The 20,506-nt window shown below is 68.7% G+C and carries 19 protein-coding genes, 1 tRNA gene and 1 pseudogene; 8 read left to right on the forward strand and 13 right to left on the reverse strand.

The genetic code is table 11. The annotated features are described in order from the left end of the window. Positions 1-16: 16 nt before the first annotated feature. Positions 17-2,205, forward strand: a pseudogene (locus tag ACZ5XS_RS19185) (ATP-binding SpoIIE family protein phosphatase). A gap of 269 nt (positions 2,206-2,474) precedes the next feature. On the opposite strand, the gene ACZ5XS_RS19190 reads toward ACZ5XS_RS19185, so the two are convergent. Continuing rightward, complete coding sequence (locus tag ACZ5XS_RS19190; protein ID WP_468652737.1) at positions 2,475-2,975, reverse strand: PaaI family thioesterase; 501 nt, start codon at positions 2,973-2,975, stop codon at positions 2,475-2,477. A 92-nt stretch (positions 2,976-3,067) separates the two neighbouring features. Here ACZ5XS_RS19190 and ACZ5XS_RS19195 point away from each other — a divergent pair, with 92 nt between their 5' ends. Both ACZ5XS_RS19195 and ACZ5XS_RS19200 read left to right on the forward strand, forming a co-directional pair. Continuing rightward, positions 3,068-3,535: a winged helix-turn-helix transcriptional regulator gene (locus tag ACZ5XS_RS19195; RefSeq protein ID WP_468652739.1), complete on the forward strand. Its 468-nt coding sequence runs from the start codon at positions 3,068-3,070 to the stop codon at positions 3,533-3,535. A gap of 146 nt (positions 3,536-3,681) precedes the next feature. Next, on the forward strand, positions 3,682-4,254 hold the full coding sequence (locus ACZ5XS_RS19200; protein ID WP_468652741.1) for a TetR/AcrR family transcriptional regulator: 573 nt from the start codon (positions 3,682-3,684) through the stop codon (positions 4,252-4,254). A 232-nt stretch (positions 4,255-4,486) separates the two neighbouring features. Here the strand turns inward: ACZ5XS_RS19200 and ACZ5XS_RS19205 are convergent, their stop codons facing one another. After that, on the reverse strand, positions 4,487-5,323 hold the full coding sequence (locus tag ACZ5XS_RS19205) for an alpha/beta fold hydrolase (RefSeq protein ID WP_468652743.1): 837 nt from the start codon (positions 5,321-5,323) through the stop codon (positions 4,487-4,489). A gap of 1,129 nt (positions 5,324-6,452) precedes the next feature. Between ACZ5XS_RS19205 and ACZ5XS_RS19210 the strand changes: the two genes are divergently transcribed. Continuing rightward, complete coding sequence (locus ACZ5XS_RS19210) at positions 6,453-7,055, forward strand: TetR family transcriptional regulator (RefSeq protein ID WP_468652745.1); 603 nt, start codon at positions 6,453-6,455, stop codon at positions 7,053-7,055. Between the two features lie 295 nt (positions 7,056-7,350). Continuing rightward, on the forward strand, positions 7,351-8,220 hold the full coding sequence (locus tag ACZ5XS_RS19215; RefSeq protein WP_468652747.1) for an alpha/beta fold hydrolase: 870 nt from the start codon (positions 7,351-7,353) through the stop codon (positions 8,218-8,220). Between the two features lie 249 nt (positions 8,221-8,469). Here the strand turns inward: ACZ5XS_RS19215 and ACZ5XS_RS19220 are convergent, their stop codons facing one another. The 5 genes from ACZ5XS_RS19220 to ACZ5XS_RS19240 form a co-directional block, all read right to left on the reverse strand. Beyond that, positions 8,470-9,150, reverse strand: a complete 681-nt coding sequence (locus ACZ5XS_RS19220; RefSeq protein ID WP_468652749.1) for a uridine kinase family protein — start codon at positions 9,148-9,150, stop codon at positions 8,470-8,472. A gap of 12 nt (positions 9,151-9,162) precedes the next feature. After that, positions 9,163-9,675 carry a hypothetical protein gene (locus tag ACZ5XS_RS19225; protein WP_468652751.1) on the reverse strand — a complete coding sequence of 171 codons (513 nt, stop codon included), beginning with the start codon at positions 9,673-9,675 and terminating at the stop codon, positions 9,163-9,165. 271 nt (positions 9,676-9,946) lie between these two features. Further along, positions 9,947-11,041: a barstar family protein gene (locus ACZ5XS_RS19230; RefSeq protein WP_468652753.1), complete on the reverse strand. Its 1,095-nt coding sequence runs from the start codon at positions 11,039-11,041 to the stop codon at positions 9,947-9,949. Positions 11,042-11,415: 374 nt separating this feature from the next. After that, complete coding sequence (locus tag ACZ5XS_RS19235) at positions 11,416-12,069, reverse strand: DUF5701 family protein (protein ID WP_468652755.1); 654 nt, start codon at positions 12,067-12,069, stop codon at positions 11,416-11,418. 75 nt (positions 12,070-12,144) lie between these two features. Beyond that, positions 12,145-12,363 carry a hypothetical protein gene (locus ACZ5XS_RS19240; protein ID WP_468652757.1) on the reverse strand — a complete coding sequence of 73 codons (219 nt, stop codon included), beginning with the start codon at positions 12,361-12,363 and terminating at the stop codon, positions 12,145-12,147. 218 nt (positions 12,364-12,581) lie between these two features. On the opposite strand from ACZ5XS_RS19240, the gene ACZ5XS_RS19245 reads away from it, so the two are divergent. Beyond that, the gene (locus ACZ5XS_RS19245; RefSeq protein ID WP_468652759.1) at positions 12,582-13,238 is read left to right on the forward strand and encodes a TetR/AcrR family transcriptional regulator; all 657 of its coding nucleotides are present in this window, start codon (positions 12,582-12,584) and stop codon (positions 13,236-13,238) included. 503 nt (positions 13,239-13,741) lie between these two features. Here ACZ5XS_RS19245 and ACZ5XS_RS19250 read toward each other — a convergent pair. Next, positions 13,742-14,800, reverse strand: coding sequence for a vWA domain-containing protein (locus ACZ5XS_RS19250; RefSeq protein WP_468652761.1), 1,059 nt, complete (start codon positions 14,798-14,800; stop codon positions 13,742-13,744). 319 nt (positions 14,801-15,119) lie between these two features. Next, positions 15,120-15,524: a hypothetical protein gene (locus ACZ5XS_RS19255; RefSeq protein WP_468652763.1), complete on the reverse strand. Its 405-nt coding sequence runs from the start codon at positions 15,522-15,524 to the stop codon at positions 15,120-15,122. Between the two features lie 136 nt (positions 15,525-15,660). Between ACZ5XS_RS19255 and ACZ5XS_RS19260 the strand changes: the two genes are divergently transcribed. Both ACZ5XS_RS19260 and ACZ5XS_RS19265 read left to right on the forward strand, forming a co-directional pair. Further along, a tRNA-OTHER gene (locus ACZ5XS_RS19260) sits at positions 15,661-15,737 on the forward strand. Positions 15,738-15,987: 250 nt separating this feature from the next. Beyond that, the gene (locus ACZ5XS_RS19265) at positions 15,988-16,164 is read left to right on the forward strand and encodes a hypothetical protein (protein ID WP_468652765.1); all 177 of its coding nucleotides are present in this window, start codon (positions 15,988-15,990) and stop codon (positions 16,162-16,164) included. A gap of 519 nt (positions 16,165-16,683) precedes the next feature. Here the strand turns inward: ACZ5XS_RS19265 and ACZ5XS_RS19270 are convergent. The 4 genes from ACZ5XS_RS19270 to ACZ5XS_RS19285 form a co-directional block, all read right to left on the reverse strand. Then, positions 16,684-17,118: a VOC family protein gene (locus tag ACZ5XS_RS19270; RefSeq protein ID WP_468652767.1), complete on the reverse strand. Its 435-nt coding sequence runs from the start codon at positions 17,116-17,118 to the stop codon at positions 16,684-16,686. 257 nt (positions 17,119-17,375) lie between these two features. Further along, positions 17,376-18,485 (reverse strand): beta propeller repeat protein, encoded by a 1,110-nt coding sequence (locus ACZ5XS_RS19275; protein ID WP_468652769.1) that lies wholly within the window; start codon positions 18,483-18,485, stop codon positions 17,376-17,378. A 2-nt stretch (positions 18,486-18,487) separates the two neighbouring features. Further along, the gene (locus ACZ5XS_RS19280; protein ID WP_468652771.1) at positions 18,488-19,537 is read right to left on the reverse strand and encodes a hypothetical protein; all 1,050 of its coding nucleotides are present in this window, start codon (positions 19,535-19,537) and stop codon (positions 18,488-18,490) included. Positions 19,538-20,050: 513 nt separating this feature from the next. After that, positions 20,051-20,506, reverse strand: a 456-nt coding sequence (locus ACZ5XS_RS19285) for a potassium-transporting ATPase subunit C (RefSeq protein WP_468652773.1), incomplete at its 5' end; no start/stop codon positions are given.

Raw genomic sequence — 20,506 nt, forward strand, 5'->3', positions numbered from 1 at the left:
GAGGTACCTTGTGATTATGGGAGCCGACGCCCATGTCTTCCTCCGCGATCTCGCTCGGGGCCTCGCACCCCGAGCGGATCAATTGGGCGACGTGGTGCTGCAGCATCTGCTCGAAGCGCTTCCCGACGTGTGGAAGTACGAGGACATCGCCGCCGTGGCGCCGACGGCGTTGTCCGAACACGTCGCCACCATTCTGGATTTCCTCGAGCGCGGCCTCGATATGACCGAGGTCAGGACGCCGCCCGCCGCCATCGAGTTCGCCTGCCTGCTCGCTGAGCACGGGGTGCCGATCAGCGAACTCCTTCGCGTCCATCGGCTCGTCCACGCAGGTCTGCTCGATCAGCTCAATACGGAGACAGCCCGTGCCGCCGGGTCCCAGGAGCTGATCAACCCGACGACTCTCGCCCTGAGCGCGATGGCCTTCGAATACGCCGATCGCACGGCGGAACAGGCTGTGGCCGCCTACCAAAAGGAACGCGACTGCTGGCTGCAGCGGCGGCTGACCGTGATCAACGAGGCCGGGACACGAATCGGGACCACCCTGGACACCACCCGCACCGCGCAGGAACTGGCGGACGTCGGTGCCGACCACCTCGCGGACCTCGTCACCGTCGACCTCCTGTCCTCCGCCCTCCACGAGGGGCCGTATCCGGTGGCCGTTCCGGATACGCTCCGCCGCATCGCCCAGGCCGTCTCGGACAGCTGCCCGGATCCGGCAGTCGTCACAGGGCAGACGCACACCTACCCGGAAGACTCGGAGCCGGCTCGCGTACTGGCCACCGGACAGCCTTCCCGGCTCCGCATCGCCGCCGACGACGTCCCCTCGTGGCTGGCGATGTCGGCGGACCACGAGCCCGCCCTGCGCGCCCTGGGCCTGCGCTCCGTACTCCTGGTCCCGCTGTGGGCCCGCGGAAACCCGCTGGGACTCGCACAGTTCGTCCGCCGTCAAACGGCGGAGCCCTTCGACGACGACGAACTGCTTCTGGCCCAGGAGATCGCGTCCAGAGCGGCGGTGAACATCGACAACGCCCGCCGTACACCCAGGAGCGTTCCATCGCACTCACCCTCCAACGCAGCCTGCTGCCGCACCACGTGTCGAACGAGTCCGCGGTCGAGACGGCATCGCGCTACCTGCCCAGCGGATCGCGAGCGGGCGTGGGGGGCGACTGGTTCGACGTGATACCGCTCTCCGGAGCCCGCGTCGCACTCGTCGTGGGCGACGTGATCGGTCACGGCCTGCATGCCGCTGCCACCATGGGCCGACTACGGACGGCCGTCCGCACCCTGGCGGACATCGACCTGACGCCCGACGAACTGCTGACCCACCTCGACGACGTGGTCATCCGCCTGCAGCGCGAGGAGGAAGAGCGCACGGACGAGATCAGCGCCACCTGCCTGTACGCGGTCTACGACCCCGTCTCCCGAACGTGCTCCATGGCCAGCGCCGGACACCTTCCGCCGGCCGTGGTGACTCCCCCGACCGCTGACGACGATGCCCGCGCATCCAACGCGGTCGACTTCCCGAAGCTGCCGATCGGCCCGCCACTGGGCCTGGGCGGACTCCCCTTCGAAACCGCCCAGTTCGAACTGCACCCAGGCAGCCGGCTGGTGCTGTACACCGACGGCCTCGTCCAGAGCCACTCCCGTGATCTCGACGCCGCCCTCACACTGCTGCGGGACGTTCTCGCCCGAGCACCGGCATCGCTCGAGGAGACCTGCGACGAACTGCTCTCCGCACTGCTGCCCAGCCGCCCCGCTGACGACGTCGCCCTCCTGGTGGCCCGAACCGCAGCTCTCGATGCCGATCACGTCGCCACATGGGACCTTCCCAGCGACCCGGCAGGCGTCTCCAAGGCCCGCGCCCAGGCATCCGATCAGCTGGCCGCCTGGGGGCTGGAAGAACTGGCCTTCACCACCGAGCTCGTGGTCAGCGAACTGGTGACGAACGCCATCCGCTACGGCAGGAGCCCCATCCAACTGCGGATGATCCTTCAATCCGCTCTGACCTGCGAAGTCTCCGACGCCAGCAGCACCGCCCCGCACCTGCGCCGCGCCCGGGTCTTCGACGAGGGCGGCCGCGGCCTGCTCCTCGTCGCCCAACTCACCGAACACTGGGGCACACGGCACAACCGCGAGGGCAAGGTCATCTGGGCGGAGCAGGTACTTCCGGCCTCCCTCGCCGACGTCTCATCCGCTGTGCCCTGAGGATCAAGGGGAGACAGGGCTCCGGCGGCAGCGCCACCGGCTGACCGGCCACCCCACCCACGCCCCGGGACCGAGGATGACGACGCCCCAGCCGATCACCGGCTTCGGGCGCCTCGACACGGCTGCGGCGCAGGGCGGTTGGGCCACCCGAGGAATTACGGTCCGCCACCGCCGTACGCCGCAGCTGTTTCACCTCGTCTCCCGGCGTTCTGCGCCGAGGCCAAGGAGTCCGCTGTCACCGCACAGACATCACCGGTCGCCGCCCATGCTCACCTTTGCGCGGGAGGCACCGGGAAGAGCATGCAGCTGCTGGTGGCGTGGGCGAGCAGTCGGTCCTTCGCGTCGACCAACTGGGCCTGGGCGAGAGCGGTTTGACGGCCCTGGTTGACGACCGTGCCGATGGCGCGCACCGTGCCCGTGTCCACGGTGATCCGCCGCAGGAACTTCACCGTCAGGTCGAGCGAGGTGTACGCCACGCCCTGCGGGAGGGTGGACTGGACGGCGCAGCCCGCCGCCGAGTCCAGCAGAGTGGCGAAGACGCCGCCGTGCACGCTGCCGATCGGGTTGTAGTGCTCCTCCCCCGGCGTCAGCGAGAACACCGCCCTGCCGGGCTCCACCTCGTCCAGGGTGAAGTCGACGCTGTAGTTGATGGGCGGTCCCGGCAGCCGCCCCGCCTGCAGCTCGCGCAGGAAGTCGATGCCGGCCATGCGTCCGGCGGCTTCCGCCAGGATCGCGGGATCTTCCCATTGATACGTACGTGTTCGTCCCACGACCGACGCCTTCCCATCTGACTTTTTCAAATGAAGCTAGCCGCGGGCTCGCCTGACTGTCAATGACGAAGCCAGGCTCTTACGATGGCGGGATGGAGTGGCTCGAGACGAGTACGGAGAACTGCCCCGTCCAGCGCACGCTCGACGTGATCGGGGAGAAGTGGACACTGCTGATCCTGCGTGACGCCGTCAATGGAGTCCGCCGCTTCGACGACTTCCACCGCCACATCGGCCTCTCGGAAGCCGTCCTCAGCGACCGCCTCCGCAAGCTCACCGCGGCCGGCATCCTGAAGACCGTCCCCTACCAGGAGCCCGGCAGCCGCCCCCGCAACGAATACCGCCTGACCCGCAAAGGCTGGGACCTGTGGCCCGTCCTGATGGCACTCACCCAATGGGGCGAGACTCACACTCTCGGCCCCGACGGCCCCGCACTGGACATCCGCCACACCGACTGCGACGCCCCGGTCCGCGTCGTCGTCCAGTGCTCCACGGAACACTCCACCCTCACCCCTCGCGAAGTCACCGCCCGGCCGGGGAAAGGCGCCCGCCTGCGCACATGAGCCCTCGACACCGGTCCGTCCGATGCCGATCAATGGCGCGAAAGCCGTGGCCAAAATCACCTGCCGCCCGTAATATTACATGTGTCAGGTCATAGACTACTCTTGAGTACGGGGCAACCGCCTTACGGAGCGAATGGAGGAAGCTCGTGGTCCGTTACGCCAAGGAGCACAAGCAGGTGACGCGGCAACGCATCATCGAGAAGGCCGGCCAGCGGTTCAAGCAGGACGGCATCGACGGCTCGGGCATCTCCACGCTGATGTCGGACGCCGGACTCACCAACGGAGCCTTCTACGCCCACTTCGCGTCCAAGGACGACCTCGTCGCCCATGTCGTGGCCGGCGAGCTGCGCACGCAGCTCGCAACATACGACACCCTGCGGCCCGGCCGCCCGGGGCTCGAGGATTTCATTCGCGAATACCTGTCGCCCGAGCACCGGGACCACCCCGGCCTCGGATGCCCCTCCGCCGCCCTGCTCGACGAGATCGGCCGCTGCGGAGACGCGACCAAACAGGCCTACACCGATGGCGCACGGGACGTCGTGGAGGAAGTCGCCGCCCGGCTGGCACCCGAGGACCCGCAGTCCGCTCGAGCCAAGGCCATCGGACTCTTCACCATGCTGGTGGGGACGTTGCAACTGTCTCGCGCCCTGTCCGACGGCAAGTTCGCCGACGAGGTCCTGGAACAGGGAATCAATAACGCCCTCGCATTCATGGGGTGAGCGGAAGACCTACGCCCGCCCCGCCCACGGACTCGCAGGAGGCTTCTCCGCGAGGCCCGTTCTCGCGTCGACGTGATGCGTCGGCATCCATGCGTCCACGTCTGCCGTCGAGCACCCTTCGCCGGGCTCAAGGGCGCAGAAACTCCGAACGGGCACCTCGAGCCGCCCGCCCCACCGGGCGTCACGGCTCCGAGGCAACGTCCTCGGCCCAAGCGACGGTTGCACCGCCCGCCTACTGCCGGGCGAGGAATTCGAGCGCTGTCTCCACGAACCGGTCGTGGAACTGGAAGACGCCGCCATGGCCGGCGTCGGGGTAGACCACCAACTCGCTGTTCGGCAGCCGCTGGGCCAGGTCGTACGAATTCTTCGTCGGCACCATTCTGTCGTGGTCACCATTGGCGACGAGCACGGGCTGCTGGATGCCCGAGAGGTCGTGGGGCCGCTCCAGGGCCCAGCGGTGAATGGCCTTGAGCTGGTTGCTGTACGCGATGAGGGACATGGTCCTGTCCCGGTCCGCGGTGCGCTCCTTCAGGCGACCCACGAACTCCTTGCCGGCCCGACGCCCGGTGGCGGTGCGGGTGAAAAAGAGGAACTGCTTCGGGTCCTGGAAGGTGAACAGGGCCCGGACGGTGTCGAGATGGGACAACACCGTCACGTTCTTGATGCCCTCGCCGCCCGCGGGACCGGTACCGCTGAGGATCAGCTTGCGGACGAGCTGCGGGTCGGTCTGCACGATCACCTGGGCGATCATGCCGCCCATCGAGAAGCCGTGGAGGTCGACGCGCTCCAGCCCGAGCGCCCGGATGAAGGTGACGGCGTCCTTCGCCATCTCCTGGATGGTGCGCGGGGTCGAACCGGTGGAAGCGCCGACGCCCCTGTTGTCGAACGTGATGACGTGATGCTTGGCGGCGATGCCGTCGACGACCCGGGGGTCCCAGTTGTCGAGGACTCCGTAGAGATGGTTGAGAAAGACCACCGGCACGCCGGACCGCGGACCGAGCTCTCGGTAGGAGAAGGTCACCCCACCGGCGGTGATGGTGCGGGTCGGCGCGTTCTTGTACGACGTCACGACATCGCCTCGCACATCCTGTGAGTCATTCACGGTCGCGCCCTTCGGGGTGAGGGATACGAGGGTTCCTGCGAGGACACCACCCCCTCCTCCTTGGAAGGGGGATGCGGAGCAGTTACCTGGGGTCCGCCGACTGCAGGCGCAGTCTGCGGAGTCGACGGGCAGGCCGTAGGCGTCGGAACTCTGAGCGGTCGAGCACTTCGGCTTCCCGTCGACCATTAGAGTATGATCATAATTTCATTGAGTCGCAAGCCCTCACAGCCGAACAAGACGCACACGCCGGCGAAGCACGGTGGACGGCACGACCTGCGACGATCACGGCGGGGCGATGCCGCCCCCGATCCACACCCCTTGCCCGCCCTAGCGAGCGGGGGCCACTGCCGCGATGGCCCGCCCCGCGGACAGCCACGCGTGCGGCTGTGCACCGTCGCAAGAAACACCCATCGACGCAGGTCGCACTCCACTCTGGGCCGCTCAGGGGAGCTGCCCCGCTCTTGGGGGGCGCGCCGCCTGCCCACCACCCCGGGCCGAACGACGGAGCGCGTGCGGCGGTCGACGATGGGTGCGCGGCCAAGCGGCCCGGGGCCCGAGGGCCTGCGACATCAAGGCGAGGTGAATCCGGAGCCCCAGGTACAGCGATGCACTTGACCGCGAAGACGGAGGCCATGGCCGGCCGACCAGTCGTGACACGTACGCGTAGGCGGGCCGAGCAAGCAGCCACGTTGAGCCATCCGCCATCCGCCGCGAGGTCGCACCGCCGGGACGCGCCGACCGCTGGCCGGGCCCCACAACGGCGACGTTCCACCATCGCGCGAGCGCCGCCTCACACAGCCATGAGGCGGCGCTCGCACTGAAGGCCGACCCACCGCCATGACCCCCGAGACGAACCCCTCAAGCCGGTCGCGCGCTCCGCCGTCGGGTGGCCGACGCCGACGTGGTCGAACACAGTCGCGTTGCGCTCAGAGGCCAGGCAGACCGGAAACAGACGGATCAGTCGCCGCAAAGGGCAAAACCTGGCGGACTCCACGAGCGGACGATGGTCGACGCCCTGGCGGCATTGAATTACATTCATAATACAATGCGGCGAGGGAGAGCGAGCGACCCCTCCGAGGGACGAAAGGAGCGTGCAGTGCGATACGGGACAGAGCACAAGCAGGCGACCAGGCAGCGGATCGTCGAGGCGGCCGGGCGCCGGTTCAAGCGGGACGGCATCGACGGTTCGGGCATCTCGGCGCTCATGAAGGACGCAGGGCTGACCAACGGCGCCTTCTACACCCACTTCACGTCGAAGGACGACCTCGTGGCCACCGCGGTCGCCGACCAGCTACAGACACAGAACGCGAACATCGTCGCCCAGGCGGCACCCGGCCGCGCCGGACTTGAGGAGATCGTCCGGTGGTACCTGTCCGCCCGGCACCGCGACAGCTCCGACGACGGCTGCCCCTCCGCCGCCCTGCTCGACGAAATCCGGCGCTGCACAGACCCGACCAAGCAGGCTTACACGGACGGCGTGCTGATGGTCATCGACGGCTTCGCCGCCCGCCTGTCACCCGACGATCCGCTCTCGGCCCGCACCAAGGCACTCGGAGCCTACGCCATGATGGCCGGGACGCTGCAGCTCTCCCGCGCCCTCGCCGACACGCGCCTCGCCGACGAACTCCTCGAGGAGGGCATCCACAACGCCCTCGCATTGCTGAACGAGGAGCACGAGTGCGCCAGGACCTCCACCTGAGACACCCGCAGCAGGAGCATGCCGCACCGCAGGGCGCCCGGCCGCGCCCGGGCGTCACAGCGCGGCGGCGGCCCTGAGAGCACCGGACCCACTTGCGGTCCGCCGACCGACCACATAACATTACGATCATAATTCATCGGGTCTTGCCTCTCCCCCGGTCACGGGCAGGCCGGCATCAGGACGACGTGAGGGAACAGCCCCGCCGGGCGGTCAAGAGCCTCCATGAGCGCCGGAACGACAACAGCCCGCGCCAACGAGAAGTGTGCTGGAACCCCCGCTACAAAAGGACCTGAACATGAGCACCCCGCGTAATTCCCCGCCCGCCTCCACGTCGTCGTACAAGAACGCGCCGACCCGCTCCGTGTCCGTTCACGGCGAGAACTTCGCCTACCGGGAACTCGGCACCGAGGATGGCGTACCGCTGATCCTCCTGATTCACCTGGCCGGGGTCCTGGACAACTGGGACCCGCGCATCGTCGACGGACTCGCCGCGCGACGTCGGGTCATCACCTTCGACAACCGCGGGGTGGGCGGATCGAGCGGTTCCACGCCGGACTCGATCGAGGCGATGGCCCGCGACGCGGTGCTGTTCATCCGGGCCCTCGGGTTCGACCAAGTCGATCTGTTCGGCCTGTCGATGGGCGGCTTCGTCGCACAGGTCATCGTGGCAGAAGAACCGCGCCTCGTCCGCAAGGTCATCCTCGCGGGCACGGGCCCCGCCGGGGGGCCCGGCATCAGCAAGGTCCCGGCGCTCAGCATCCAGGCCACGCTCAAGGGCGCCCTCACCCGCCAGGATCCCAAGCTCTCGCTCTTCTTCACGGACACCGCAGACGGCCGGCGGGCCGGACGCGCCTTCCTGGAACGACTGAAGGAGCGCACACACGACCGCGACAAAGACATCTCCCTGCCGTCGTTCCGCGCCCAGCTGAAGGCCATCAGACAATGGGGTCGCCAGGCGCCGTCCGACCTGTCGGACGTTCGCCAGCCGGTCCTCCTGGCAAACGGTGAGAACGACCGGATGGTGCCCAGCCGGAACACCCTCGACCTGGCAGCACGCCTGCCCCAGAGCGAACTCGTCCCCCTCTACCCGGATGCCGGACACGGAGGAATCTTCCAATTCCACGATGAATTCGTGCTGAGGGCGCTTGAATTCCTCGAGTCCTGAACGCGAGCGGCTGTCATGGGAGCGGGTGCTCCCGGCGCCGAGCTGACGCCCGTCGCCCAGCAGAGCGAGGCGCCCTCCGACGCTGCGTGAAAACCTGACGCCCCGGCCGATCCCGGGTTCGCGGACCCGCCTGGGCAAGGCACCGGGATGGTCGCCACGATCCGGCCGCGCACCTACGGCATCACCGGGCCGGGCAGCTTGGTCTGCCCGGCGTCGCGCGCGGCCCTTGCCGAGTTCCGCTCGTACCGCTCACTCACGTTCTGCAGGCGGGTCGGCCGACCTGGACCTGGTCGGCGGGGCGACGACCAACTCGGTGTCCGGGTCGTGGTCGGTCCGGGGAGGGCCTGCCACGATCATCGTGGCGCGGGCCCACGGCTGCTCTCGCAACAAGAACGGCACTTCCTCCGACAGCCAGTTCGCCACGTGCTCCAGTTGCTCGGGTGAGTCACCGTCACGGACGACCAACAAGCGCTCTTGCTCGTCGAGGTCCCCCTGCATCCACACCGAAGCGTCCAACCACAAGGCAAGCTCTTCGCGGATGATGCCGGTGCCCTCGACCCAGACGAAGTCGGTCCGGGCGGGGACGGTGATCGATCCTGGCCGGTCGTGGGTGATCCAGGCATCGGGGCGGAAGTCCACCGCCTCACCCCGGTGCAGGGGTTGCAGGATGTTCTCGACAAGCACGGCGCCCCAGTCGAAGTAGGCGTGGTTCCAGGCGATGTCGTCGGTGTGCACGATGGCGGAGTTGGGCACCACCTTGCGCAGCCGCTCGGCCAGGGTCGTCTTGCCGGCGCCGCCCCGACCGTCGATCGCGATCACTCGCGGCCGTCCGGTGACGTCGGGTGATGCGTCGCGCAGCTGCCGTACGGCGTCGAGCACGGTCACCACCCTCCAGCCAACGGCCTCGGTCTCGCCTGGTCGCAGATGCATCGACAACCTGCCTCAATGCCCCTGCGCGCGATTCTGGAGGACGCCGCTGCGCCTGCCCTCGTCGAGCAGAGCCTGCACCAGGGCGGACTTCGCTCCCGGCGCCACGAACCAGAGGGGGGTGGTGTCACGGCTTCTGAAGATTTCGATGCGGTGGCAGCCTATGACGAGACCCAGCACCGCCTGCACCCCGGTCACCTCGCACCACGCCACAGAGTCGCGTGTCCGGCCGAACCGGTCGGTGACGGCCACGCCGTCCGCGCACAGGTAACACCTGTTCACACCAAGCCGGGCGGTCAGCCGGCGCCATCCGGACTTCAGAGCGTACACCACGGCCACCACCGCCGTCGCGACAGCGGCATTGTCATTGACTGCGGACGGGTTGACGACAGTGGCGACGAGCAGGGCGATCCAGAGAAGCAGCAAGAATCCCCGCAGCACCTGCGCCATGGCGCCCATCGCCGGGTTGATGATGGCGTGATCGCCGCGGATTTCACCGAGCCCCGGACCAGCCACTCTGTGTCGCAATGACGCCCCTCGGTCGAAGCCGGATCCGCGCTCGTGACATGCGCGCGGCAGGACATGGCATACCCGCGCCGCCGATGCTCCGAACGGGTCTGTCTCGTGAGTTCCCGGCACCCCCGGCCCGCAAGCAGCAGCTACGGCGCGGCAGTTGCCGTGAGCGTGCCTGCGCCGCAAGGCCCGCCGGTCGGGGGCGTTACCGCGAGACGTCAGCCCGAGGACATCACTCCTGAGTGCAGCATGGAGCCCCCGCTGCTTCGGCGCGGCGGACGCCGATTCACGCGAAGGTGACGCGCATCCCGCCGTCGGCCAGGATTTCGAGCACCGTGGCGACCAGGTCATAGGGCTCACCCTCCGGCGCCAGGACGCGGGACAGGTGCCCGCGTGCGGTCGACGCATCCCGCCAGAGCAGGTTCGCGGGAGCGATATAGCCGAAGTTGCCGCGCAGACAGTCCACGATTGCGTCCAGGCAGCCGCCGAAGTAACCACCCGGCCCGTTGACGGCCTCGCCAAGTGCGAGAAAGAGGCCCGGTTCATCAGTGACGTGTCGACCGTCCAGTTCGTACGCGTGTCCGGCCGGCCTGTCCCGGTGCTTGAGCCGGCAGCCCCGCTCGCGGACGAGCGCGAGCCAGGCATCGCGCTGCCGGGTGTCGAGGTCCGCCCAGGCGCCGGCGGTGTCCGGCGGGCCGGCGAGCCAGCGCTCCCAGATGGGCTTGGCGTGCCCCGGTACGGGTTCGAGCTCTCCCTCGAGTTCCAGATCGATCAGCTTCGCCCCGTGAGAGGACCGGCGCCACGCACGGATTCGGGGCCGCAGCAACCGGTCGGTGAGCGGCTCGCCGCTGTCGTCCCGTATCTCCAGCCAGGCCTCCTCCAGGTCCAGCGCGCGGCGGGTGCCTACCGTCAGTGCCCGTCGTAGCCGATCACCCGGGACGAGCCCCCGCAGGACGAGCGGGGGCGCCGCGTCTTCGGGAGGCAGGACGCGGGCGAACTCTCGGCAGGATCCCAACCACCGGTAGCCGTCGTGGAGTCGGACAGCATCCCTGTGTCCCTCGGGCGGGCCGTTGTGGTCGTCCAGACCGGTGAGCACGAGACCGTCCGTTCCCGGCTGCCGTCCGCGGCTCTCCGCGTCCTCCAGTAGCCAGGCATCGAGCGTCCTGTCCTCCGGCACGAGCCACACCCGGCTGCCCACCCAGCCGCACACCTCGGCTTCGTGTGGAACCCAGCCGAACAGTTCGTACGTCCCACGCCGGGGTTCCCTGAACAGCCCCTCCACCTCTGCGCAGACGCCCCAGACATGGCCGCTGTCCGTGTCCGTCAGCGTGTACCGTCCTTGCCCGCCATGGTCCCTGTCCTCGTGCACGAGGGGAATCATGCCGAGACCATGGGGAGAGCGTAAAGCTCTTTTCGTTGTCGGTCAGGGCGACTTGAGGCAGAGCGCTGCTTCTGGCGCGTAGTACCAACTGAACCACTCGGTCACAGAAGTGTGTGCATGCCCCTGCCGCCCGACTGGAGCGCCTTCGCCCCTGCGCATACGGCCCCTGTGCATACGCGCCGGACCCGGTGCCGGCGGTCGGCGGCCGTCGGTCGCGCCGATCGGCGTGCTGCAGCGGGATCAGGCGCGGGCCACAAGGTGACCCCCGTACTCGTCGCGGCCTGCTCACGGGGCCGGTGACGGACCCTCGGCCGCCAGGGCGCGCAACGGCGGCGGGATACCGGTGCACGCTGGCGGTGTCCGCCTCCGGTTCGTCAGATTCCGCGGGCCCTCGCGCTGGCAAAGCCCAGCCAGGTGTGGCGGTTTCCCCACCAGCACCAGCCGACCTTCGGGGCGTTGCGTCTCTCGCGGCCGTCCCGGCCGGTGCCGTTGCTGATCCAGATTGCGGGGGTGCGGGCGTCGTACGTGCCGTTCGGCTTGCGCAGCCGGGAGCCGATGGTCATGAAGCAGCGGTTGCGCTCGAGGGCCGCCGGCTGCTGGAGCACCCAGTGGATGCCTTCGCTGAGCAGCAGTGGGGTGCGGTCCTCCTTGGTGAGCGCGGGCAGTGCTTCCTCCGGGCTCCAGTTGGCCATGTGGTCGCCCCGGTCTACGCCGCTGACCACGTAGAGCGGGGAGTCGGGCAGGTCGATCCCGTGGGGCGTGAAGTGGTCGACGTCGGGCATGTCGGTGACGACGAAGCCGGGCTTGTCGCCGTGGCGGAGCAGCGGGGTGAGGACCGAGGCGGGAACGCGGCCCGGGTCGATGGCCAGCAGGGTGTCACTGTCCTCGTTCCGGTGTTGCTCGGCGAAGGTGCGGACTTCCTCGGCCGGCATCCCGGCGTGCGTGTGCAGTCCCAGCTCGATGAGGCGTTCCGCCTGGGCGGGCAGCGAGACCATCGGGGGCACGGTGGCGGACTGGGTGTCGGGCAATGCATGCTCCTTGCTCGGGCGGACGGGGGTGAATGCGTGCGGGCCGGGGCGGGCCCGATTGAGGAGGGTGGTCGGTCAGGACGCGGGGGCTGAGCTGCGGGCGGCACCGTGACACGCGGCGATCTCGCTGATCTCCGCGGGGATGCCGGCCACGGTCGTGCGCACAGGACGGGTGATCAGCTCGATGGGCCAGTCCCACCAGGCGGCCGACAGCAGCAGCGCGACGTCCGCGTCGCTGTAGCGCTGCCGGATCGGGCGGGCAGGGTTGCCGTTGCGCCGCTCGAAGTCGGTCACCCCTTTCGGGCGTTGTAGTAGGTGTTCTCACGCACCTCGACCGTCGAGGAGGTGATCAGCGGCTGGAGAAACACCACCCGCTCGCGGGCGGGCAGCGGGGGCAACAGCTGGGTGCACAGTCACCGATCCCCCTTCACGTGAACTTACGTCGAGAGTAAATTTACTCCTAGAGCCAGGATGCCGTCAACGTAAAAATACTATCGGTGTAAGATTCGCCCATGAGTAGCGACAACGAGCGCGCGACGTCACAACCTGCGGGCCTGCGCGAGGTCAAGAAGCAGGAGACCCGCCAGCACATCTCCGACCAGGCCACCCGCCTCTTCCTCGAGCAGGGCTTCGACGCCACGACGATCGCCGAGATCGCCGACGCCGCGCGTGTCTCCAAAAAGACCGTCACCAACTACTTCGCCCGCAAGGAGGACATGGCCCTGGACCATCAAGACGCCTTCGTCGCGACCCTGGCCGCGGCCGTGACAGCGCGGCACGCCGGTGAGTCAGCCCTGGGGGCACTGCGCCGCGCCTTCACCGACGCACTGGCCACACACGATCCCGTAACCGGCTTCACCGGCCCCGATTTCGCCCGGATGATCGCCGACAGCCCCACCCTCACGATCTGCGTGCGCGGCCTGCACGACCGTCGGGAAGAAGCACTGGCAGAGGCTCTCGCCCAGGCCGAGGGCATGCCGATCGACGACATCACCATCCGCACGGCCGCCGGCCTGCTCGGTACCGTCCACCGCATCCTCTTCCAGCAAATCCAGTACCTCACCCTCGCCGGACGGCCGGATGAAGAAATCGAGGCGATCGTCGCATCGGACGGGACCCGCGCCTTCGACCTGCTGGAACCATCCGTCGGGAGCCTCGGCACCTCCTGACCGGGCCCGCCCAGAACGCGAGCAGCCCCGCCAGAACTCCGCCGCGACACGGGGCCTGCCCCACGACAGGCGGCGCAGATACGAGGTCCGCGAGACCGAAGACGCCGTCGCCGGAACGGACACTCGCACGGTGGCGGCTCCCGGCATGCTGCTGCATCGGCACGACGCGAGGGTACGTACGCGTTACAGCGGCCGCAGCGCCACCCTCCCGCAGGCCCCCGGCCGAGCCATGGACCCACTGCTCGCCCCGGCCGGCGACGAAGGTTCGCGGGCGGCTGAACGTTCTCGCCGTCGAGTGGGGCAACTGCGAGAGCCTGAACGACCAGAAGGACACGGGTCGGTAGGCCAACACACATCGCTCCTGCGGCCTTCACGGCACCCCCTGCCGCCCCCTGCCGCCCCGTGCCTCCGGTGAATGCACGGGGCGACATCTGTCGCTCACGGAAGTGACGAGCGTGGGCAGCAGACTGGCCCCGGACCACCCCGCTCTTCGCTCTCTGATGTCAGAGCATGATGAGCAGACGTGTCTTCGGCTTGAGCTTCCTGTTCACCGAACGGCTCTGTACGTACACCTCCAGCTTCGGGTTGTTCCCCGCTTTCACGGAGACGGTCCCCTGGACACCCGTACCGAACAAAAGGCTGCGGGCCGCGTCGCCCGTATAGGCGCGGTCGGTGTCCTTCTCGACCACGATGACTTCTTTGTTCTGCTGAACCTGAGCCCGGGCGCCCAACTGGTAGTAACACGAACCACGTTCGTACGTCACGCCCGGATGCGAATTGACGAAGGGGCGAATCTCGACCTCCTTGTCGACTTTGAGAAGCCGGTACTTGTCGGCAGGAATCGGTTCGAGGTTCGCCCGCACCTCGTCAACCGATATGTCCTGACCGACGGCGAACAGGTTCTTCGTACCGCGCACCCCTTGTTCTCGCCCGCGGAGGAAGCTGGTGGCGGCAGCGCGCACGGTGCCGATCGCCTCCTCGACGCCCTTCTGGGAATCCGCATCCCAGATGGCGATGTTCCCGGCCGGGAAACCGTAGTTCTGGGCGGTCCGCTTGGCCAGGGAGTTCGGAACGAGGATCGCCGAGGTCCAGTGCCCCGGAAGCCCACTCATCTTCGCCGTGATCTTGTCTAGCCAGGGGCCGAGGATGGTCATGTCGCCGTCGTGCCGCCGGTCGCCGCCGGAGGCGTTCTCCTCGCCGTCCGTCACGACGATCTGGAGGAAGCTGTGCTCGCCGTATTCCTCCCAGATATGGCCCAGGTCATCCAGGGACTTCAGCGAAGCCTCGATGAGGGCCGTAGCCCCATTGTTGACCCGGTACAGCCCCCGCATGGACGGCAGATGCTTCACGTCCATGTCCCAGACCAGGTTCTCCACCTTGTGGTCGAAGGAGTAGAGGCTGATCCGGGTCTCGTGGCCGAGGCTGTCCGACTCGGCCTTCAGTCCCGCCACGAATTCGTCCACAACTCGGATGAGTTGACTCTGGTGCGGACGCATTGAACCCGAACAGTCCACTACCAGCGCGACGTGATTCACCTTGTGCTGGATCCTGTTTGCGGACATGCTTCTGTTCCCCCTCCGAGGCTCCCCGAGTGATGTCTTCACTCTAGAGCGAGGCACTGACAACGGCGTCTGACGCCCAATCACCTGCCTGCTTCCGGTGGTCCAGTGCTGCGTCGAGCGTCCATGGGACGCCCTGCGACCCTCCAAGGCGGCTCACCGGACGCGATGGTCTGCAGCCTGCTTCACATACGTGCAAGGGTGCTGCGCGTCGCGGACGATGAGGCCGGCCCTCACCCTTGTTCGCGCGCCTCCCGAACCCCGAACAGCATTGGAGGACGACACCAGACAAGGCAGTGTCAACGGGTCGGCATCTGCCGCTTCATGGACCGTCCGGCGCGACGGTGTCAGCAAGGACCACCAAGTCTCCCTCGTGGGAGGCTTCGGTGACGGTGTGTCCGAGCTGGACCAGCAGCCCTGTCACTGCGGCCTGCACGATCACTCTCATGCTGTCGTCACTCGAAGGACGTCCGGCTTGTTCACGGGCCAGCGCGGTGAAGCCGTCCGAAGCCGTCCAGCCGACCAACGCGCCCGCAGGCACCTCGGTCACACGCAGCCCCGGGACGCCGGTGTCCGCATCGCCCATCACCTGAAAGCCGGCCTGGACCAGGGCGGAACTCACCTGCGACACGAGCTCCGCAGGCGCGTACGACACCAAAGCCGCCTTCCCGCAAGAACGCAGATCATGCCACCGGATTCTCGCGACGCTGACGAACGCCAAGGTCACCGAGCGCTTCGATCGGATGTGCCGCTGCGCGGCTCGTCCACGAGCCAGGCCACATCGAGACGGCACCCAAGCCACCTGAGCAACCGAGGAGGCATGAGAAAGTCAGGTGCCCCGCCCGCCGCACGCACGCTACGGTGCTGGTGTTCAGGTGCGGAGGCTGCGGCTACTTCGCCTCTCAAGCGGGTAACGCGGGTTCGAATCCCGTCGCCGGCCCCGGCCGGTGTCGTCCAGCGGCCCAGGACGCCTTACGTGCGCCGCCGCCGACCTCGATCTCTGAACACCTACGGCGCGAGCCGCCCGCCACGGGGGACATACCGGCGGGCGGCTCCGTCATTGGCAGGTCACCCACGCGTCGGGATCACCGCCCCGCCAGTCGATCGAGGCGAAAAATGCGACTCGGCCGTTCTGGCCCTCCGGCGGGCCCGGGAGGAGCATGGACATAAGCGACCAAGGGAGGCCCGCCATGAAGACCGGAGCCTCGGACTACGACCGCTGGCTGTACTCGCACACGCCCTCCCAGGCCGAGGGGGAGCGTGAGGAACCGGCCGAGCGAGCGCTGGAGGAGCAGCATCCGGACGTCCCCCGAACCGAACCGTCCCAGGCGGAGGGCGAGCGGGTGGACGACTTCCGAACGACATGACCGCCGACAGACGGTCAACGAACCAGGGCGGGCGGCGCTCCTTGCCGGTTCACTCCGGGCTCACCTGGAGCGCCGTGTCAGCGACACAGAAGAAGGGGCCTCGACGTGCTCGATCAGCCTGCTGCACGATCACGCGGGGCTCGGCGGGCGGCGGGCGGACAAAATCGGCCCGCTGCTCGAACAGAGCTGAGAGCGACGCCGGCGGCAACGGCGTCATCCGCATTACCGACAAGGACGCCTCCGGTACCCGGGCCACCGTCACCCTTTACCTGCAGCTGAGCAGGCCAGCGGTGAAGGCTCGTCGCCACCAAGACGATCGAACACCGCACCGCACAAGGCACCACCGTCGATCCCGACCCCTTGGAGTGGTATCCCGGGGAGGCCTTCCGGGTCCACGTCACAGCGGGCGATCAATGGGCGGCACCCGCAGCCGCCAGGGCGGCCAAGGCAACGCGGGCATTACGGCCACACCTGCCCCGCCCACGGAGACGGCTCCCACCTCGCCCTCTCGGAGGAGGCTCAGTCGAGACAGAACTCGTTGCCCTCGACGTCCTGCATCACGAGGCACGACTCGTTTTGGTCATCGGCAAGCAACAGTCGCACGCGTACGGCACCGAGCGCGACCAGTCGAGCGCACTCGGCTTCGAGCGTGGCGAGGCGCTCTGCCCCCACGAGTCCGGTGCCGACTCGCACATCAAGATGCAGCCGATTCTTGACGACCTTCCCTTCGGGAACGCGCTGGAAGAACAGTCGCGGGCCCACGCCTGAGGGATCACTGCACACGAACGCCGAACCCTGCCGCTCAGGCGGCAGAGAGCGATCGAAATCGCCCCACGTAGCAAACCCCTCCGGTGGCGGCGGTACGACGTACCCCAACACCTCGCACCAAAAGCGAGCGACGCGCTCAGGCTCCGCGCAGTCGAAGGTGACTTGGAACTGCTTGATCGATGGCATCGGCGCACCATAGCAGGGGCCTTTGTTGCTCATCTCCCTTTGCGGACCGGCACGTTGTCGGCAGGCCGCGGCACCGTGACCGTCTACACGTCGACTTGGGCTGCCGAGGGCCCAGGTAGAGGGTGGGGCGCCGGCCCGGACCGGTCGCAGATGTTCCGCCCTTGCCTGTGGGATGGCCACGCGCTGACGAACGCGCCGGCGTCGCGGACGTCGCGGACGAGCGAAGCGCTCTGCCACAGGTGGCCGCGTCCGACTTCTCAGCCGAACCGCAGGATGCGTGGCGCGAAGGTGCCCTCGGGGCCGTCTGCGCGGCCGACCGACCACACCGTCGCCGTGCCCGGCACCGGCGCCAGCCGCACCAGCGAGGACCCACCCTCCCCCGACACCGCCGGTTCGCTGTGCTCGGTGAACGACTGTCCGTTCCAGGCGAGGAAATCCGGTCCGGGGACGAACGGCGGATAGCTGCCCGGCGGACCCCACTTCTGCGAGCGGGCCACCGCGACCCAGGCAAGCGCGCCGGACGTGGCGGGTACCAGTGAGCTGATCGCGCCGAAGTCGGTGGGCACGGCCACCCGGTTCCATGACTGTCCGTCCCAGCGGACCAGCAGCGGCGGAATCGGCCGGCCGACCGGGCCGCCGACGAACCCGGCCGTGCCGCCCGCCCACACCTCCGTCGGCGAGACCGCCAGCACACTGCTCAAGCCCGACCGCGGGAAACCGTCCACGATCGTCTGCTGCCATGCCTGCCCGTTCCAGTGCGAGACGGCCGCCCCCGACGCGGTGTCACCCGCGGCCCAGACGTCGTCGGCCGCCACGATGTGCAGGCCGTACACGGATCCCGGCGGCACCGGCACGTCCTCCCAGCCGCGCCCGTCCCAGCGCAGCAACACCTGCGCGCCCTCCCGCGAACCGATCAGCCAGGTCTCACCGCCGCCCGCGACGGTTTTCGTCAGCACGACCCCGCGCGGCGGCCGGCTCTCGGCCCAGGCGATGCCGTCGTAACGGAGCAGGTGGGCGCCGCCCGCCGAGTCGCGGCCGACCGCCCAGACCGCGGTCGGTGAGGTCGCGGCGACGGACAGCAGCTCGCCCTGCCAGCCGACCCCGGCCAGACTCTGGCGCTGCCACGCGGTGCCGTCCCAGCGCAGCACCAGCGGGAAGCCCGGCGCCTCGCGGCCGACGGCGTCGGCACCCACCGCCCACGCCCGGTCCGGCCCGAACGCCACGGCCTCGTTCAGCCCGGCCTGGGGGCGTACCTGTGCCGGGACCGGAACGTGTTGCCAGGACTGGGTGTCCGCCGCGGCCGAGGTCATGGCGGTCACGATGGTCATGGCCGCAGCGAGGGCCGCGACGAGAAGTCTGCGTGCCATGGTCAGCCTCCCAGCCGCTCGCTCATCAGGTTTGGTTTCGAGCCGTAGATCTCGACGGTGCCGAAGGACAGAAGGGAGAACCCGGCCTTCGCCAGTGCACGCGGTTTGACGTCGATCGCGTTCGTGCGCTCCGGGCCGTAGGAGAAGGTGGTGCGGGGGCCGTCCAGCCGTGCGTACTTCGACTGGAACGCGCGGTCGCTGCGCACCGGCAGCCACAGCGCGCCGTCCGGGCCGCGCACCATGGCCTCGGTGTAGGTGTCGCCCAGCGGTGGGTGGGTGGTGCGCCAGGCGTGCCCGTTGAAGGTCATCAGGTAGGTGCGGGCCACGCCGTCGGTGTACTGGCTGCCGCCGATCGTGACCCGTCCGGACGGGTCGAGCACGACCGTGTGCACGTTGCTGTTCGGCGGCAACGGGACGTTCGCGTCCCGCCACACGGTGCCGTCCCAGCGCAGAATGGTGGTCCCGGTGCTCGTGTCCGCCCAGGCCCAGGCGTCGGAGGCGGTACGTGCGGTGATCCCCATCAGGTACAGCACCCCGTCCGGGGTGGACTGGGTGGTCCAGCCGGAACCGTCGTAGTGCAGCACCTTCAATCCGGTGTCGTCCTCGCCGACCACCCACGCGGCACCCGGTACCGCGGCGAAATCCTGATGGACCGACAAGGTCCGCGGCAACGGAAGAACCTTCCACCCTCCCGCCGAACGGCGCAGGATCTCCCCCGCCCCAACGCGTTCGTGGAAGATCCACACCTCCTGGCCGACGAACTGCACCTTGCCGAGCCGGCCCGGCTCGCCGGCGCCGGGGAAGGTAGTGTCCCGGCTCCACGACGTGCCGTCCCACCCGTACAGCATCGGCCGCGGTCCATCGGCGGCATGCTCGTACCCGGTCGCCCACGCCTCACCCGGCCCACGGGCGGCGAGGTCGGACACGGTCATCGGCGGGGACGCCGCCGGCACCGGCAGCGTCGACCAGTCGGGCGTCACAGCCGCGGCCGGCGACACCACCGCGGCACAGGCGATCACAAGGCAGACGATGACCGCACGGAGACCGTTCACGAGACCCCCAGAGCGTGAAGGTCGCACAGGCTATTGGCGTTCGCCCACCCGTGAACAGACGGCATTCGGCCGTTAAGGCTCGCTCGCTTCCGCCGTCGTCGCTGAGCCAACACGTCCCGCGGGGCGGCTCAGGCTCGGCCCGGCTCAGGCCGGAGTGCTGCGCGGTTCATGGCGTCTGCCTTCGGGAACTGCGGCGGCGGGGCCCTGACCTGCGCCGGGCCCCGCCGTCGTCGCCGGTGAGCCCAACACGTCGGGCCGGCTCCGGGCCACCCGAAGATCGAACGGGGGCGGTGACCGCGGCGACCGCGGCTGTTGGTCGCCCGATCGCGCCGGTCGCACCGGTCGGAGCCCTGCAGCGGCACCGGGCCGACGACACCGCTCGATCAGCCGGCCCCACACGACACACGACACACGATCCGGGACCGGCCGAGCCGCGTACCCCGGGCCGTGGGGCGGGAAGCGGACTGGACTGTCCCCGGCCGCCAGGCTCCCCGCGTGGTTCGCCCAAGGGCATCAGCTCTTGGCCACGAGTTCCTTGAGCGCGATGTTGAGTTCCAGGACGTTGACCGTGGGTTCGCCCATGAAGCCGAGAACGCGGCCGTCCGTGTGCTCGTCCACGAGTTTCTGGACCTGGGCGACGGACAAGCCGTTTCGCTCGGCGATGCGGTGGACCTGGATGTCGGCGTAGTCCGGGGAGATGTCCGGGTCCAGGCCGGAGCCGGAGGAGGTGACCGCGTCGGCGGGTACCTCGGACGGCTTGACCTTGTAGTCCGCGGTCGAGTTGTCCTTGATGACGGCGGCCTTGGCGGCCTTGACCCACTTGATCAGGTCGGCGTTGTCACCGGAACGGTTCGTCGCGCCGGACAGGATCAGTTTGTACCGGGTGTTGACTGTGTTGGTGCCCAGACCGTTCTGCGGGCGCCCCTGGAACCACTGCAGGTCGGGCTCCGGTGTCTCCTGGCCCTTGTC

It is taken from the genome of Streptomyces sp. NPDC033131 (genome assembly GCF_055578365.1).

Coding starts and splice junctions, on each gene's coding strand:
- ACZ5XS_RS19270 (WP_468652767.1), bottom strand. CDS start 17,118: ATGCCATCGATCAAGCAGTTCCAAGTCACCTTCGACTGCGCGGAGCCT.
- ACZ5XS_RS19245 (WP_468652759.1), top strand. CDS start 12,582: ATGAGTAGCGACAACGAGCGCGCGACGTCACAACCTGCGGGCCTGCGC.
- ACZ5XS_RS19275 (WP_468652769.1), bottom strand. CDS start 18,485: ATGGCACGCAGACTTCTCGTCGCGGCCCTCGCTGCGGCCATGACCATC.
- ACZ5XS_RS19195 (WP_468652739.1), top strand. CDS start 3,068: ATGGAGTGGCTCGAGACGAGTACGGAGAACTGCCCCGTCCAGCGCACG.
- ACZ5XS_RS19215 (WP_468652747.1), top strand. CDS start 7,351: ATGAGCACCCCGCGTAATTCCCCGCCCGCCTCCACGTCGTCGTACAAG.
- ACZ5XS_RS19250 (WP_468652761.1), bottom strand. CDS start 14,800: ATGTCCGCAAACAGGATCCAGCACAAGGTGAATCACGTCGCGCTGGTA.
- ACZ5XS_RS19220 (WP_468652749.1), bottom strand. CDS start 9,150: ATGCATCTGCGACCAGGCGAGACCGAGGCCGTTGGCTGGAGGGTGGTG.
- ACZ5XS_RS19265 (WP_468652765.1), top strand. CDS start 15,988: ATGAAGACCGGAGCCTCGGACTACGACCGCTGGCTGTACTCGCACACG.
- ACZ5XS_RS19230 (WP_468652753.1), bottom strand. CDS start 11,041: ATGATTCCCCTCGTGCACGAGGACAGGGACCATGGCGGGCAAGGACGG.